Here is a 16,670-nt window from a genome sequence, read left to right as displayed (position 1 = left end):
CTCTTCTCCTCCCCCTGCAGGCTTAGTGAAAGCGGAAGCATCGATATGGCCCAACCCAATCCCGGCCCCCCCACCTCTCTCCCTTCCGGGGCCGCGAACCCAGCGGCGGCCGATGATCTGAAAACGCTTCCGCTACCCGAGCTCGAGAAGAAACTCGGCTCCTCCCCTGACGGCCTCACCCAAGCCGAAGCGCAGAAACGCCTTATCCAGTATGGCCCCAATGAGATCGCGGAGAAGAAGACCAGCGATATTCTAAAATTCCTCTCCTATTTCTGGGGGCCGATCCCGTGGATGATCGAAGCGGCAGTCATTCTGTCGGCGGCCGCCCGGCATTGGCCGGACTTTGGCATCATCCTGGTTCTGCTTCTGGCCAATGCCGTGGTTGGATTTTGGGAGGAGCGACAGGCCGGCGACGCGATCGCTGCCTTGAAGGCGAAGCTTGCGATCAAAGCGCGTGTGCGGCGCGACGGAAACTGGGTCACACCTCTGGCAAGGGAGCTGGTGCCGGGCGACGTGATCCGCTTGCGGCTGGGCGATATCGTTCCAGCTGATGCACGGTTGCTGGACGGCGACGAGGTCTCCGTCGACCAATCCACGCTCACCGGCGAATCCTTGCCCGCCACGCGCAAACCAGGCGATGCCGTCTTCTCCGGGTCTATCATGCGTCGGGGCGAGATTGGCGCGCTCGTCTATGCAACGGGCACCAAGACCTATTTTGCCAAGACGGCCGAACTGGTGGAGACGGCGATCACCGTCAGCCATTTCCAGAAGGCCGTTCTGAAGATTGGCAACTACCTGATCATGCTGGCCATTGCTCTCGTATCCATCATCGTCGCGCTTGGCATCTACCGCGGCGATCCGATCCTGACGACCTTGCAGTTTGCCCTCGTGCTGACGGTCGCGGCAATTCCGGTGGCCATGCCGACAGTGCTCTCTGTCACCATGGCGGTCGGCGCGCGCCTGCTCGCCAAAAAACAGGCCATCGTCACCAAGCTTGTCGCCATCGAGGAACTGGCGGGCGTAGATGTGCTCTGCGCCGACAAAACGGGCACGCTGACACAAAACAAGTTGACGCTGGGTGATCCCTTCTGTCTGGACAAGATCACAGCTGACCAGATCATCCTCGTCGGTGCCCTCGCCTCGCGCGCGGAGAATAACGATACGATCGATCTCGCAGTCCTCGGCGGCCTCAAAGACAAAGCGGCCCTGACACACTATCAGGTCACGCATTTCCAGCCCTTCGATCCGGTACACAAGCGCACCGAGGCAAGCGTCACCGACAAGGACGGGAAGACGTTCAAGGTCACAAAAGGAGCACCGCAGGTCATCCTAGCCTTGTCGACCAATGCCGGCGCTGCGAAACCCGCCGTTGACAAGGCCGTCAATGATTTCGCGGCCCGTGGCTTCCGCGCGCTCGGCGTGGCGCGAGCCGAGGGCGACGGGCCGTGGCAGCTTCTTGGTGTGCTGCCGCTGTTCGATCCGCCACGTGAAGATGCCAAATCCACCATCGCGACCGCGGCGGCGATGGGCGTAAAGATCAAAATGGTGACCGGCGATGCCCTGGCCATCGCCAGGGAGACCGCCAAGACCCTTGGCATGGGAACCAACATTCTCGACGGTGGCATTTTGGGGGATGCCAAGACCAAGGAAACTCCGGCGATCACCAAATCTATCGAAGATGCAGACGGTTTTGCTCAGGTTTTTCCAGAGCATAAATTCCACATTGTCGATGTTCTGCAAAGGCACGGCCATATCGTAGGGATGACCGGCGACGGTGTGAACGACGCCCCTGCTCTGAAGAAGGCTGATTGTGGCATCGCCGTATCAGGCGCCACCGATGCCGCTCGTGCCGCGGCCGCCATAGTGCTCATGACGCCCGGCCTCTCGGTCATCATCGACGCGATCAAGGAAAGCCGGCGCATTTTCCAGCGCATGAACAGCTACGCGATGTATCGTATCGCTGAGACTTTGCGCGTCTTGCTATTCATGACGCTCGCCATTGTCGTATTCAACTTCTACCCCGTCACGGCAGTGATGATCGTGATGCTGGCGCTGCTGAATGACGGCGCCATCCTGTCGATCGCTTATGACAATGTGCACTACAGGAACGCGCCGGAAGCCTGGAACATGCGCGTGGTCTTGGGCGTTTCGACGGTGCTGGGCGTATTCGGCGTCATTGCCGCCTTCGGCCTCTTCTACCTTGGCGAGCGGGTCTTTCATCTGGACCGGCAGCACGTTCAGACACTGATGTATCTGAAACTGTCAGTCGCCGGGCACCTGACGATCTTCCTGACCCGGACGCGCGGACCGTTCTGGTCCATCCGGCCGGCACGTATTCTATGGATGGCTGTATTGGGCACCCAGGCGATCGCAACCTGCATCGCGATCTTTGGCCTTGGGCTCGTGACACCCCTTGGCTGGAAGTGGGCTTTGCTGGTCTGGGGCTATGCCATTGCCTGGGCGCTCGTAAACGATCGTATCAAGCTCTTGACCTATCGGGCCCTCGGCGTCCCGAAAGCGCAGGGACAGCCAGCCCAGCCGTCCAAAGCCACACCGAAAGCAAGCACGACAGCGCAGCCGGCCTGATGAACCCGTCGATATGGGGCAATCCGGCATGTGATGTCCGGCGTCAACCCGCAGGGTTGTCAGGTCTTTAGCTTCAAGCATCCCAGTGGCGTCGAACTGGAGCATGACTTCCTGTGGCGGACGACGCGCGATCTGCCCGAGCGCGGGCGGATCGGCATCTTCAACCGCTCCTACTATGAGGAAGTGCTCATCCTGCGCGTGCATCCCGAATTGCTGCTGGGTAAGGCATTGGTGGACCCGCCGAACCATGCTCACGCCTTCTGGCATCAGCGCTACAGATCGATCACGGATCTGTTGGGGTAACTGCTTGCTGGGGCCGCGTCACACGAACCGTCATCGCCGGTTCCTGGCCGCAGCAGTGGGAGGAAAGGCATCGAAGCGGTCCGCCGGCAGCCTCGGAATGCAGTCAACCCTGCCGGCAGTCTTGGCCTGGCGAGGGGAGATCCCCGCCAGGCCCGGCACAGTATCCAGGCACCCTTCATAGTCGATCTGCGGACCTCTATTGGGCCGAAGATGTCCCGAAGACGGGCATGGGCTGTTGTTCCGTAAACAGGCTCTTGATCGCGTCATTGAGGTTCAGTGCCATCACGACCCGATCGCCCGTCACCGCGATTACGCGTTTTAGCTGCGGAAAGTTTTCGCCCGCCGCCTGTAGATAGACAGGCACGACATAAAGGAAGGCGTTCTCGATCGGCGTCACGATCAACCGTCCACGGATGACATGCGAACCCATCTGATTCCACAGGGTAAGCTGCTGCGAGATCGTTGGATTCTGGTCAATCATCGCTTCGATCTGGTTAGGCCCATAGATGAGCTTATCTTTCGGCAGTTCATAGAAAAGCTTCCTGCCATAATTAGGAAAATCACAGCGGGCAGCCATCCATGAGATCATGTTGCTCCGGTGATCCGGCGTGAAGGGTGTCATGAGCAGATATTCCAGCGTGTTGCTGCCCGGTAGCTTCATGAGGATGTAGTAGGGATCCATCGGTGCAGACTGCCCATCGTAGCTCGCATTGGGCGCCTGCCAGAGATCTTCCCGATTGTAGAAGACCTGAGGGTCGGTCATGTGGAAGGTCTTGTATTCATCGGCCTGAATGGCAAAAAGATCTTCTGGATAGCGGAGATGGGCTGTCAGATCAGGTGACAGCCTGCTGAGATTCTGGAAAACGCCGGGGAAGGCACGGCTGTATGCTGCCAGAACCGGGTCCTTTGGGTCCATGTTATAGAAGCTGACGCTGCCATCATACATATCCACGATGACTTTGACCGAGTTACGCAGATAGTTGAGACTTCCTCCAAAGCCGGCCTGATGCGGCTGGGCATAGGGAAATCCGCTTGATGTCGTGTAGGCGTCCTGAATCCAATACAGATGGCCGCCGCTCAGAACGGGATAAGGATCGCTGTCGAGGCTGAGGAAGGGCGCCACTTCGGCAACCCGCTTCTGCACATCGCGCCAGATCTGAATACGGCTCGACGGTTTCAGATAGGCCGTGAACAGGATATTGATGTCTTGCTGAGTCCAGGCCAGCAGCACGCGCCGGAAGATGCTGTCGATCGGAATGCCACCTGATCCCGCATAGCTGGTATAGACATTGTCATTACCCTTCGGATAGTCGAATTCCTTGTTGCTGGTCGCAACGATCCGGTCGCCTGTCATCCCCTGCCCATAATAGATGGCAGGCTGCGTCACCGTGAGACCATCGGTCGATACCGGTGGGACATTTTCAATGAGATAATCTGGAAATCCGCCGCCAATGGCATTCGAAACCTTGTTCATCACGATGCCATAGCCATGGGTGAACTCAAGATTCTCATTGACCCAGGTCTGTGCAGCCTCTGGAAGCTGCTGCGACAGTTCGCGCGTCGCAAGCATGACCTGATGATAGCCGTCCTGCAGATGATAGCGATCCACGCCGACATCGTAGAACTGATAATATAGACGAATTGCCTGAGTCTGCTGATACATCTGCAGCAGCGGCCGTTCATCCCACAGACGGATATTCTGGATCGTATCCTGGTTCCGCTGGATAACGTCGGGCGTCAGATCGGTCAGTGCGGGATAGGACGTTTCCAAGACCGTATTCAGGTCATAGGCCTGCCGCGTGAAATCGATATAGTGCTTCAGGTAGGGCGTCTCCAAAGCCAGTTCGCTTGGCTGCACGACAATCTTCTGGAACAGGGCGGGCACGATCAGGACCGCCAGAAAATAAGCCACTACATAGCCGCTGATTCCCGCGAAGAGAAAGCGCAGGCGCGGCCGCGCGACATTGATGGCCAAAAATGCGCAGGCGACGATAGACAGCGCCACCATGATCCAGAGCGCGTATTGCGTCACATGGGCGGCGGTGAAACCGGCGCCATACACCACGCCCATCGTCGAATAGACGAGCGCAAAATGGTCGAGAACAAATCCGATGCCAATATCTGCGACCAGGATGCACAGCAGGAGAGAGAGATGGGATAGCAGCGGCGGGGGCGGTGCATTGGGTTTCTGGCGGAGTTGTGCGACCTGAAAATACCCGTAGATGACGCTGACCAGGAACAGCGTTCCCAGTGTCAACATCAAGACGCCTGCCTGCAACAGCTCATAGAAAGGCAGCTTAAAGACATAGAAGCCGACATCGATGCCATAAAGAGGATCGGCCAGACCAAACGACCCACCATAGCGAAATCGCAGATAGGTGTCCCACTGCCCGAAGAAGATGATGGCGCCAAACCATGCCAGCCACAGGCTGAGGATAATGATACTGGACCGAAGGAGATGCGGCGTCAGTTCGACGTCACTCACATGGGACAGGTCCGGCTGCAGCAGGTTCCGCGACAGCGGCTGGCTGCCCAGGGCGCCGCAGACGCGCAAGGCGTGGTGAAGGTTGACCCACAGAAATGCAAAAGCGCAGATAAAGGCAACGGCAAACATTGACCACTGAACAGCCAGCAGCGTCCAGAAAATCCCACGGAAATGTAGCTCGCCCATCCAAAGCCATTTCTGCAGATAGGCCGTTAAAGCACCGATGACGATCAGACCAACGATAGCAACCGGAAAAACATAACGCAGTATCAGGCGTAAGATCGAGTGATAGCGACGCGGGACTGGCGCATCTGCGCCTTTATCGCGAAATTTGAGCGGAGTGGGCGGGACGCTATCCATGATTCTATCACTCCATCTTGAATGAGGTTGCGGGAATAGACAGACCTGATGGTCCACCCGAGATCTTTTTCACCGTAGCAATGAGTGTCCAACTTGCGAGGTTCGGAAATTACCTACTCGGTGCCGGACCACGATAGCGATGGCCTTTCCTGGCGAGATGCGTAGTTTCCGAGCCTGCGGCGCTAGGACCGATGGCGGTAGGTTGCAGCTCTGAAATTGACGAAGTGATCCGCACCCGTCTCTCGCGGATTGCGCGCCCCGCACCCGGCGGTCGAAGGAACTGTCTTATGGATCTGCCCCTCAGCCCACCGCTCCTCTCGACCTCGTCCGTGTTGAGGGCCGCTGCCGAGCCTTTGCCGTCCTTGGACGATCCAGACTTTGGCGCTTTTTTCGATCGGTTTGCACAATCGCGCGTCGTCTTGCTAGGAGAGGCATCGCACGGCACTTCAGAATTCTATCGTGCCCGCGCCGCCATCACGCGTCGGCTAATCGAGCATCATGGCTTCACCGTCGTGGCCGTCGAAGCGGATTGGCCGGATGCGGCTGCAATCAACCGTCATGTGACGCATCGCCCATACCAGGCCATGAGTTCGCCCCCCTTCACCCGCTTCCCGACCTGGATGTGGCGGAATACGGATGTCGATGCCTTCCTCGGCTTCCTGCGGAACCATAACGCACGCAGCTCACCGGATGCACAGGTGGGATTCTACGGGCTTGACCTCTACAACATGACAGCGTCGATCGCGGCTGTGCTCGCCTATCTCGATCGTATCGACCCCAAGGCCGCCCTGGCGGCGCGCGAGCATTATGCCTGCCTAGCGCCGTGGTCGCGGGAGCCTGCCGCCTACGGGCGAGCGTCGCTCACCGAGGGCTATGCGCTATGCGAGGTTCCGGTCACGCGCATCCTCGTCGATCTGCTCGGGAAGGAACTGCAATACGCGCAACAGGACAGTGGGCAATTCTTCGATGCGGCCCAGAATGCCCGTCTCGTGGCAGACGCGGAAAGCTACTACCGGGCGATGTATTTTGGCGCCCAGGAATCCTGGAACCAGCGTGACCAGCACATGTTCAAAACACTCCAGAACATACTCGCTCAGCTGGGTTCCGATAGCAAAGCCGTCATCTGGGCACACAATTCCCATGTCGGTGACGCCCGGTTCACGGATATGGGCCAGGAGCGCGGCGAGCTCAACATCGGCCAGCTATGTCGCCAGCACTATGGACGCGATGTCAGCCTGATCGGCTTCGGAACCCATACAGGGACCGTGGCCGCTGCCACCGACTGGGACGGACCGATGGAGATCAAGACCGTCAGGCCATCCCATCCACACAGCTACGAACATTTGTGCCATCAAGTCGGTATCGAACGCTTTCTGCTCGACCTGCGGCCTGGTGAGTACCACGATCTCCGTCATGTGCTCGCCCAGCCCCGTCTTGAGCGCTATATCGGGGTCATCTACCGGCCCGAGACCGAGCGCCTGAGCCATTACGGCTTTGCCACGCTCCCCGATCAGTATGACGCTTTCGTCTGGTTCGACGAGACCCATGAGGTCACGCCCTTGGCAACAACCGTGACTCCCGGTGAGGACGAAACCTATCCCTTCGGCGTCTGATGGGTAGTTTCCGAGCCTCCCGCGATCCACTTCGCGCAAGTAGCTTACACGAAAGCGTCTTGAGACGTTTTGCGGAGAATTTCCCATGCAGCAAGCCGAAGATGACTCGCCCTTCACGCCATCCGTGTCTCACCTGCAACTCATTCGTGACCGAGCCTATCATCTTTGGGACAGCGAAGGCAGGCCCAATGGCCGATCGGCTGAATACTGGGAGCGCGCGCAAGAGCTCGACGCGCTCGAACAGGATACTCCTGTCCAAATACCAAATCCCATGACAATCCATGCCCGACAAACGTCGGAAGGAATCCTCATCGAGGAGGCTTCGTTGCAGGAAAATCTGGGCGAGTTCCCAACACGTTTCACCGATCAGGGTGACACGATGCCGACGCCCGAAACGCGCGAGATCGCACGCGAATTCCGTGAAGGTGAGCGATGAGTAGCCCATCGCATGGTCGGACTGGGAAAGCTCGAGGCGGCCGGTTTTCTCTGCGCGGCCTTACTACCAACGCTTCTTGGCATGGTGCGGGATCTACGGTCGCAATATGACCGTTTTCATGAATGGGATGAAACTAGTGGCTCAGACGAATGAACTCGACATAACCTCGGATGAGGACTTGGGAATGGGCATAATGAACCTAGTAAGTATAGAAGAGCACCTTTTTCTCACTGCTAACAAGACAGGCAAAGATCATTATTATGATCTTCTGCTTGAAGTGAGGGAAATGAGGAAAGAACTCCTCAAGAAAATCGTTGTCTCATCTGAAGGGGAAGTCTGGTGCATAAGCAAGCATCTTCTCGCCTCATCCATGCGGCTTATGGAGGTAGGAACAAAGGAGCTGAAAATCAACGGGATCGTGAATGCGAAACCCTACTTCGAGAAGTCGTATCGGCTCTTTCGTTTGTTCTGGGAGACAGTCCTACGGCAGCCCGAACAAGAACACGGTGAACAGCACGCTGCCGTCTCCCTGACGAAAGACGTCGTCATTTTCTATGAACCGACCTGCCCGCACTGCAAAGCCTTGGAGTCGTTCATTTCTGCCAACGGTCTGAGTGAGATGTTCAACATCAGAAAGAGCGACGTCACGTCAGACCCTGCCAACCGAGCCGAGATGGAGAGCGCACAACAAATCTGCATAAAGGACGTGAGCGAACGCGTTGTGCCATTTGTAACCCACGGGGGAAAATGCGCCATGGGAGAGGAAAACTCTATACAGTTTTTCAAGAATCTGGTCTGGGATAACGCTCAAGAATCAAAAACATCCATGGAATCTCTTCTCGTAGAAGACGCCATCCCGGCGCATATCAAAACCCATGTTGAGAACTACAATAAAGCGGTCGATGCAGCATTGAACTGCTGCAAAGAGTAGTTCAATCACCCAATAGCTCCCACGCCGCTGCCATTTGCAAATCCATCGCTGACACGGCTCAGCGTTTCCGAGGTCGGTTGCTACCCTTGCCAGAACGCCTTTTGATGTCCGAAAGACTCTGATGCGCCGCTAATACGCTTGCATCAGAGGCACTCGTATGAAGTGCTATTCAACAAAAGTTCTTGGACTGCTGACTGGCTGATGCGTCACGAAACTGCGCAGACGGTCGAGACGTATGACGACGGGGATATGGGATTGCCCCGGAGAAATCTTTTGTTCCAGGCGGACGCTGTCATGTGATGGCGTCCTTCTGTCCATGCGATGGTCTTCACCCCTCCGCAATCCCTTGGGCGTCACGGTGAATAGACTTCTGGCAAACGGCCGGTGAACATCATCCACAGCGCCAGAACGGCAAGCGCTATCAGCACCACAGCGACGATCAGCTCAGCCATCTTGAACGGGAATTCGTGCGGGGCGTGTTCCCGGCGGGCCCAGATGAATACCAAGTTGCCGAGCGCGAAGAAGACGGCACCGGCGATCATGTATTGCAGGCCCGCGGCATAGACGAGCCAGAGCCCATAGACCGTGCCCAGGATGCTGACGGTCAGCGCCTGGATTTTGCCCACCCGCGCCGAACCCGGATATTGCCCGGTCGCGATCAGCTTCCAGAGATATCCGGTGGAGCCGACATAGGCGGGCAGGATCATCACCCCTGTAATGGACAGCATAACGTTCCAGGCGTTGTCCGAGAAATATACCAGGATCATCATGACCTGCATGACGGCAGTCGACACCCAAAGCGAAACGGAGGCGGCGCCGCTTTTGTTGGTTCGGGCGAAGACCTGCGGATAGCTGCCGTCCTTGGCGCCGGCCCAGGGGAGCTCCGCCACCAGCAGCGTCCATACCAGCCAGCAGGACAGGATCGCGATGACCACACCCGCATTAATGAAATAGGCACCCCACTGGCCCACGAGCGAGCCCAGGATCGCCGCCATCGAGGGCGGCGCCAGCTTGGCGAGGGCGGCTTGCGTCATCACGCCAAAGGGCAGCACGGAGACCAGCACGTAGAGCGCTGTGGTGATCAGGAAGCCGAGCAGCGTGGCACGACTGACGGTTTTGGCGTCAGACTTGTTCGACATCACCACCGCGCCTTCGATGCCGATGAAGACCCAGAGGGTGACCAGCATCGTGCCGCGGATCTGATCGAGCAGGCCACCCAGGGGCTTGGCTGCGGCCGTGTTTGTGGCGACATTGTTCCAGAAGGCACTGCTCCACATGCCCGCCTTCATGGCGATGGCAACGACGGCAATGAACACTACGATCGGGATGAACTTGGCGATGGTGCCGATGACATTGAGTACCGAGGCGCCCTTGAGCCCGCGCAGCACAAGCCAGTTCATGATCCAGAAGATGGCGGAAGCACCGATCACCGCTTCCCAGGTGTTGCCGCCCTTGAAGTAGGGCGGGAAGAAGTAGTTCATCGTGTCCATCAGCAGGACGCCGAAGCCGACATTGCCGAAGGCTGACGACAGCCAGTAGCCCCAGGCGATCTGGAAGCCCGCGTATTTGCCAAAACCCTGGCGCGAATAGGCGTAGATCCCGGCGGTCAGTTCAGGCTTCACATCCGCCAGCACCTGAAAGGTCCGCGCCAGGAAAAAGACACCAAGCCCCGATATAACCCAGGCGACCACCACCGCAACCAGGGAGGCCGACTGCGCCATGTTCTGCGGCAGGTTGAAGACGCCGCCGCCGACCATCGCGCTGATCACCAGCAGCGTCAGGGCGATCAGACCAAGCTTGCCTGAACTGCTCGCCTCGGCGCCGGGGCCGGAGCCGCTCGGCTGAGAGGAGGCCGGCTTGGACGTTTGGGTCGGTTTGGTTGCCACGCTGGCCATGGTCGGTCCTTTCGGGTGTGTCGAAACGCGGCGAGCCGAGGCTAGCGCTTGATGCAAAGGACCCGGTAGCCACCGTCTCTGACCTCGACACCGTGGATGTCGTGGCGGAAGCTCGGCATATCGGCGTCGAAGGCTTCGAGGGCCTTGAGATAGCCGAGCAGGGGGCCATCGACGGGCCCGGCATTCTCCCCGGGCATCAGCAGCGGGATGCCCGGGGGATAGGGGACGACGCCGGTCGCGACGGTGCGGCCCGCCATCTCATCGAGGGTGAGCGATTCGATCTGGTTATTGACCAGGCACTCATAGGCTTCCACCGGTGACAGATCAGCCTTGGGCAGAACGCCGAAGCCGGCCGACAGCAGTTCGGTGGTCCGGTGTGTCTTGATCGCGGCGAACATGGCGCGCGCGAGGTCGGCGAGGCCGGTCTTGCCGTAGCGTTCTGGATGAGCCATGACCAGCGCGGGAATGGCGTCCGCAAGCAGCGTATTGGCGCGCAGATCGCGATGAAAGCCGAGCAGCGCATTGACCAGCGTGCCCCACTTGCCGCGGGTGATGCCCATCGAGAACAGAAACAGGGCCGTGAAATCGGTGGTCTTCTCGACCACGATCCCCTGCGCGCCGAGATAGGCGGAGAGCAGGGCTGCCGGCACACCGGTGGCCGCTAGGGTGCCGTCGCGGCCCATGCCAGGCGTCACCACCGAGACCTTGATCGGGTCGAGCATGCAATAGCCGTCTTCGAGATCGCCGAAGCCGTGCCAGTCCTCGCTCGGGTGCAGCACCCAGGCTTCGGGGTCCCGCGCCAGGCTTTCCGGGTCGGCGAGATGGAACGCCACGCGACCGCCGGCCGTGCCGTCGCTCACCTCGTCAGGCTGCCAGGCGTTGAAGAACCAGTCACCCTTGGCCGCGAATTCCGCGTGGAGCCGCGCCAACAGCTGCCGGAATGCAATCGCCTCGCGGATCGACTCGCCGGTCAACGTCGCACCGGAAGGGCCATCCATCATCGCCGCGGCAACATCGTTCGAGGCAATGATGGCATATTGTGGCGATGTCGACGCATGCATCATGAACGCTTCATTGAAGCGCGCGTGGTCGATCGGGTGCCGTCCGTCGCGGATATGGATATAGGAGGCCTGCGACAGGGCGGCCAGCAGCTTGTGGGTCGATTGCGTTGCGAACAAGGTCGGCTTGTCGCGCCGATCGTCGCCGGGCGCGCCGTGCATGGCGAAGCGCTTGGTATAGATCGGATTGAAGCGGGCGTAGCCGTACCAGGCCTCGTCGAAATGTAGCCGGTCCACCGATTGGCCGAGAAGGGCTTCGACGCGCTCCACCTTGTAGCAGAGCCCGTCATAGGTCGAGTTGGTGATCACCGCATGCACGGGCTTGGGGTCGATGCCTGGTTTGACCAGGGCATTCTCCGCAATGGCCTGGGCAATGGCCACCGGTTCGAGACGCAACGGATGAATCGGCCCGATGATGCCGAGATAGTTGCGCGACGGGATCAGGTAGGTCGGGATCGCACCGGTCAGCGTCATCGCGTGCTCGACCGATTTGTGGCAGTTGCGGTCACAAAGTGCTATCTGATCACGCGTGACGCTCGCCATCAGGATGACCCGGTTCGAGGTCGAGGAGCCGTTGGTGACGAAATAGGTTCGGTCCGCACCGAAAACCCGCGCCGCGTTGCGCTCGGCTTCCCCGATCGGACCCGAATGGTCGAGCAGCGACCCCAGGGGCTCGACCGAAATCGACAGATCGGAGCGGAACAGTTCCTCGCCGAAGAACTCGAAGAACGCGCGACCGACAGGATGCTTCAGGAAGGCCGTGCCGCCGGCATGGCCCGGCGTATGCCATGAATACTCATAGGTGGTGGCGAACTTGGCCAGAGCCTTGAACATCGGCGGCAGCAGGTTGGCGCGGTAGCGGTCTATGGCGGCGACGACGCGGCCGCCGATAAAGTCCGGCGTATCCTCGAACAGCCAGACATAGTCGTTGACGAACTCGAGGATGTCGGACGGGACGGTCGCAAGGGAGCCGCGTGAGGCGAGCAGGAAGACCGGAAGGTTCGCGGTATGCGCCCGCACGTCAGCGATCACCTGGCAGGCGCCCTGATGGTCCGGTCCGCCGGGCAGTTCCCAGTCGACCATCACCGCTTGCAACAGGGCATGAGTGGCAATCTGCGCCGCGGCTTCCACAACCGACATCGCTTCGACGATCTCGACATCGCGGTCCTGCAGATCGCGCAGCAAGCCTGCCGTGGCGCGGCCGGACACGGTAACCTCGTCAGTGCCTGCGTGGACCACCAGAACGCGGCGGTTGAAAAGGATACCTGGAAGATTGGTCACGGCTATTCCCTCACGACATGGGTATGGGTCACGCCGACGACGTGGTCCTGCACAGACACGACGATGGCATGCGCATCCGTCGCGCCAATTTCGTTTTGGATCACCACCGCCCCCCGGCACCTTCAGGCCGACTTCAATGTAGATTAGCGGCCATCTCTGCCGGAGGATCGGAAACTACCTATGGTCTCGAAAAGCGCTCTGGCAGGTCTCACGCCCAGTTGGTTGTTTGTCGAGAATCCCCGGATTTGGCAGCGCTTGCGGCTGCTGGGGCAGCGTGGATTTCGTCCTGACGTGTGTCGGCTGTCGCGCGGCGTCGGTTGGGGAGCGTGGTGAGGTCCGGTTGGGGTTATCGGCACTTTTGTTAGCCGATGATATCGACAAGTTGTTCTTCCCATTCGGCGCCTGGGAGAGCTGTGACGCGGACAGGTTCGGAAACGGCTCTGTTGCAGTCTTCCGGCGAGTGCATGGGGGGACCGAGTCAGACGGTTGATTGTCGCCGGCGGATTTATCGCGGGCCTATGCGGTCGTTCTGACGGGTGGTCGTCCTGTCGATCTTTTTCGCGCGAGAGCTGCCCCACGCCTGTGGCTCTCGACGTTGCTCTCAAGAATGGTCGCTTGTTGAAGGAAGCGATCGACGGAGGCCTGTGTCACGGCGATCGAGCAGCGCGGTGGTCATCGTGGCGTCGCCGAACACGCTGGACCATTCGCTGTCGAAAGGCAGGTGGACCCGGATTGAGAATCGGTCGCCGCGACGGAAGATATCAAGCAGTTTTGCTCCGCAAATTGCTACGGTGCGTTTGTGGATAAATTCCGCAAGTGATTGATTTTATTGGTGTAAAATCGGTGGCTGGGGCGGGAGGATTCGAACCTCCGCATGGCGGAATCAAAATCCGCTGCCTTACCGCTTGGCTACGCCCCAAAACCGGAACTGCCGGCCGCTATCCAATGCCGGCGCGCATGCTCATAGGGCGCGAAGGGGCGGCTCGTAAAGCCCTCCGCCCCAAACCCACCAGCCGTCCCGACGCATAGCGGCAGCTGCCGCCTCGGCCGCACCAGGCGTCGGGAAAAGGCCGAAGCAAGTGGCACCTGATCCGCTCATGCGCGCCAGCAGCAGGTCAGGCGCCGCACGCAAGGCCGCCAGCACCGTGCCGATCGCCGGCGTCACGGCGATCGCCGGGATTTCAAGGTCATTGCCGCTGGCCGTCAGCGCATGCGCGAAATCCCCAGCCGACGCATAGCCCTGCGCAGGCACCGCATCGGCCGGCGAAAACCCCTGCCCCGCCGCCGCCAGGGCACGGAAGATCGCGGGCGTCGGGCACGGCAGGCCGGGGTTGATCAGCACCAGCCCCAGGGGCGGCAGCGCGGGCACGGGTGACAGCACCTCCCCGATTCCCGCCATGCGCACGGGCTGACAGGCGAGGCACACCGGCACATCGGCGCCCAGCTTGAGTGCGATGGCCTGCAGCGCGGCCCCATCCAGCGTGACGTTCCAGAGATCGGACAGCAGCCGCAGCGCTGCCGCCGCATCCGCCGACCCGCCGCCGATGCCCGACGCGATGGGCAGAGTCTTCTCCAGCACCAGCGCGGCATTGGGTTCGACGCCCGCGGCCTCCGCCAGCAGGCGCGCCGCCCGCAGCACGAGATTGTCGGCCTCGGCCGACAAAGGACCCCCGAAGGGTCCGGTTAGGTGCAGCGACAGGCCTGCAGCAGGACTGGCCGTGAGCCGGTCGCCGACATCGGCAAAGACCACAAGGCTATCGAGCAGATGATAGCCATCGTCCCTGCGGCCGGTGACGCGCAGGGTCAGATTCACTTTCGCCGGGGCAAAATCCTGGACCGCCACCGTGTGCAGCATTGCGCCAGACGCCGTCAGTTACTGGCGGGCAGGCTGGCCGCCTTGATCTGCAGCTTGGCCAGAAGCTCGGTCTGCAGATCGGCCGCGGGGTCCAGCTGCAAGGCGCGGCGCCATTGGAAGACGGCCTGCAGATGCTCGCCGGCGGCGGCATAGGCGTCACCCAGATGGGCGTTGATGGTCGGGTCCTCGGGGATCAGCTTGACCGCCTGGGTCAGGGTCCTGACAGCCGCCTGCGCCTGGCCCTGCTGCAGCAGGACATAGCCCAGACTATCGACGATCGCGCCGTCATTGGGGACGATCTGCAGCGCCTGCTCGATCATGGCCCGCGCCTTGGCCATGTTCTGCTTCTTCACCGCCCAGCTATAGCCGAGATAGTTGAGCACATAGGGCTGTCCGGGGGAGATTTTCAGCGCCTGTTCCAGGTCCGCCTGCGCCCGCGGCCAGTCACCCGCCTGATCGAAGCACATGGCCCGGTCGTAATACAGCACCCAGGCCGCCGGGCTATTCGGCGGCAGCAGCGGCAAAGCCTGCGTATAGAGCTTGGCCGCATCGGCGTATTTCTGTTGCTGGCGCAACAGATCGGCGCTCGCCAGCAGCGGCTCGGCGTTCGTGGGATAGGTCTGGGCCAGCTGTTGCAGCAGCGTCCGCGCCTGATCGTCCTGCCCCAGTCGCGTCAGCAACACCGCTTCGCGCAGCGCCGCCAGGGGATAAAGCGGATCGCTCTGGCTGATCGCCAGCAGCGGCGCGAGCGCCACCGAGGCGTTGTTGCCCTTGTCGACGACCTCGGACAGCAGCAGGCGCGCGGGCGTCAGATCGGGGCGGAGCTGCAGGCCAAGCTGCAGCATGGTCATCACCGTCTGCTGGGCCGCGCCGTGCCCGCCGCGCTGCGGGTTGTTCGCCAGTTCATCTTCCAGCGCCGCCGCCAGATTGACATAGACCTCGGCCAGGCCCTGCACGGCCGTGCCCACGGGCGGCGTCATCAGCTGCGCCTTCACCGCCGGCAACGTCATCGCCATGGCGAGGTCGGGGGACAGACCGTCCAGCACCTGATTGGCCGTGTTCATATCCCCGGTGCGGGCATCCCAGCTCGCCAGCAGCTCAACCAGCCGCAGATTGGTGACATTCAGGGCACCCTGGACGATGCCGTAATTCTGCGCGGCGACGGCGATCATCTTGCCCTGATCAGCGATCAGGGCGGTATGCAGCGCGAAGATGGTGCGGGCGCCGGGATTGGTGCCGGTCTGCAGGGTGGTCAGCGCCGCGCGGGTGTCGCCATTGCCCTGCTGCGCCCAGGCCACCAGAAGCGGCTTGAGCACGCTGGTCAGCGGGTCGGGTGTCGGCAGCGCCTGATAGCGTTGCAGCGCATCGGCCCAATGGCCGGCCCGCGCATCGGACCCCGCCAGCAGCAGCTGGGCCAGCGAATCCTTCGGCAGGCTGGTGGCGATGGCGCTCGCCGTCGCGGCATTGCCGGCCAGCAGCTCCAGCAGGAAGGTCTCGCCCGACAATGTGCCGGCCGCGGCCGGATCATCGCCCAGCGCCTGCCGCATGGCATTGGCCGCGCGCGGGAAGTCGTAGCGGCTGGCGGCATATTGGCCGACCAGGAAATTGCCATAGGCCCCGGCGCGGCCGTCCTGCCCCATCTGTCCGGTCTGGGCCAGACCCGGCGGAGTGGTCGCCGCGCAGGCGGATAAAGCGGTGAGGGCAAGCAGCACAAAGCGGCCGAGCATCGGAGCATTTCTCATAAAGACGGATGCTATCAGCCATGGCGCGGCTGCGCCATCCGGGGCAGGCCATGAAGAAACGGCCCAGGCCCTTCCGCACGGTGTCCTCGCTTGACAGCCCAGCCCCCGTCAGGCGTCGTGGCCGC

10 protein-coding genes, 1 tRNA gene and 1 pseudogene are annotated in these 16,670 nt (G+C 60.7%); 5 read left to right on the top strand and 7 right to left on the bottom strand.

The annotated features are described in order from the left end of the window. Positions 1-45: 45 nt before the first annotated feature. On the top strand, positions 46-2,586 hold the full coding sequence (locus AC3G7M_RS10230; RefSeq protein WP_489211705.1) for a plasma-membrane proton-efflux P-type ATPase: 2,541 nt from the start codon (positions 46-48) through the stop codon (positions 2,584-2,586). A gap of 33 nt (positions 2,587-2,619) precedes the next feature. Continuing rightward, positions 2,620-2,889, top strand: coding sequence for a hypothetical protein (locus tag AC3G7M_RS10225; protein WP_489211704.1), 270 nt, complete (start codon positions 2,620-2,622; stop codon positions 2,887-2,889). Between the two features lie 196 nt (positions 2,890-3,085). On the opposite strand, the gene AC3G7M_RS10220 is transcribed toward AC3G7M_RS10225, so the two are convergent. Then, the gene (locus AC3G7M_RS10220) at positions 3,086-5,734 is read right to left on the bottom strand and encodes a UPF0182 family membrane protein (RefSeq protein WP_489211703.1); all 2,649 of its coding nucleotides are present in this window, start codon (positions 5,732-5,734) and stop codon (positions 3,086-3,088) included. 287 nt (positions 5,735-6,021) lie between these two features. Here AC3G7M_RS10220 and AC3G7M_RS10215 point away from each other — a divergent pair, with 287 nt between their 5' ends. The 3 genes from AC3G7M_RS10215 (at position 6,022) to AC3G7M_RS10205 (ending at position 8,714) form a co-directional block, all read left to right on the top strand. Further along, positions 6,022-7,347 (top strand): erythromycin esterase family protein, encoded by a 1,326-nt coding sequence (locus AC3G7M_RS10215; RefSeq protein WP_489211702.1) that lies wholly within the window; start codon positions 6,022-6,024, stop codon positions 7,345-7,347. Positions 7,348-7,432: 85 nt separating this feature from the next. Further along, the gene (locus tag AC3G7M_RS10210) at positions 7,433-7,783 is read left to right on the top strand and encodes a DUF2934 domain-containing protein (protein WP_489211700.1); all 351 of its coding nucleotides are present in this window, start codon (positions 7,433-7,435) and stop codon (positions 7,781-7,783) included. Positions 7,784-7,889: 106 nt separating this feature from the next. Beyond that, positions 7,890-8,714, top strand: coding sequence for a glutaredoxin family protein (locus AC3G7M_RS10205; protein ID WP_489211698.1), 825 nt, complete (start codon positions 7,890-7,892; stop codon positions 8,712-8,714). 353 nt (positions 8,715-9,067) lie between these two features. Here AC3G7M_RS10205 and AC3G7M_RS10200 read toward each other — a convergent pair whose 3' ends face one another. The 6 genes and pseudogenes from AC3G7M_RS10200 to AC3G7M_RS10175 form a co-directional block, all read right to left on the bottom strand. Beyond that, positions 9,068-10,609 carry a basic amino acid/polyamine antiporter gene (locus AC3G7M_RS10200; RefSeq protein WP_489211697.1) on the bottom strand — a complete coding sequence of 514 codons (1,542 nt, stop codon included), beginning with the start codon at positions 10,607-10,609 and terminating at the stop codon, positions 9,068-9,070. Between the two features lie 41 nt (positions 10,610-10,650). Next, positions 10,651-12,948: an Orn/Lys/Arg family decarboxylase gene (locus AC3G7M_RS10195; protein ID WP_489211696.1), complete on the bottom strand. Its 2,298-nt coding sequence runs from the start codon at positions 12,946-12,948 to the stop codon at positions 10,651-10,653. Positions 12,949-13,600: 652 nt separating this feature from the next. Beyond that, positions 13,601-13,669: pseudogene (locus AC3G7M_RS10190) on the bottom strand (ATP-binding protein); the annotation flags it as partial. A gap of 123 nt (positions 13,670-13,792) precedes the next feature. Beyond that, a tRNA-Gln gene (locus tag AC3G7M_RS10185) sits at positions 13,793-13,867 on the bottom strand. A 42-nt stretch (positions 13,868-13,909) separates the two neighbouring features. After that, positions 13,910-14,803 carry a 4-(cytidine 5'-diphospho)-2-C-methyl-D-erythritol kinase gene (locus AC3G7M_RS10180; RefSeq protein WP_489211694.1) on the bottom strand — a complete coding sequence of 298 codons (894 nt, stop codon included), beginning with the start codon at positions 14,801-14,803 and terminating at the stop codon, positions 13,910-13,912. A 14-nt stretch (positions 14,804-14,817) separates the two neighbouring features. Then, positions 14,818-16,530 carry a tetratricopeptide repeat protein gene (locus tag AC3G7M_RS10175; RefSeq protein ID WP_489211693.1) on the bottom strand — a complete coding sequence of 571 codons (1,713 nt, stop codon included), beginning with the start codon at positions 16,528-16,530 and terminating at the stop codon, positions 14,818-14,820. Positions 16,531-16,670: the final 140 nt, after the last annotated feature.

This window comes from Acidisoma sibiricum (assembly GCF_057837225.1).
This window is presented reverse-complemented; position numbering and strand designations above follow the sequence as displayed.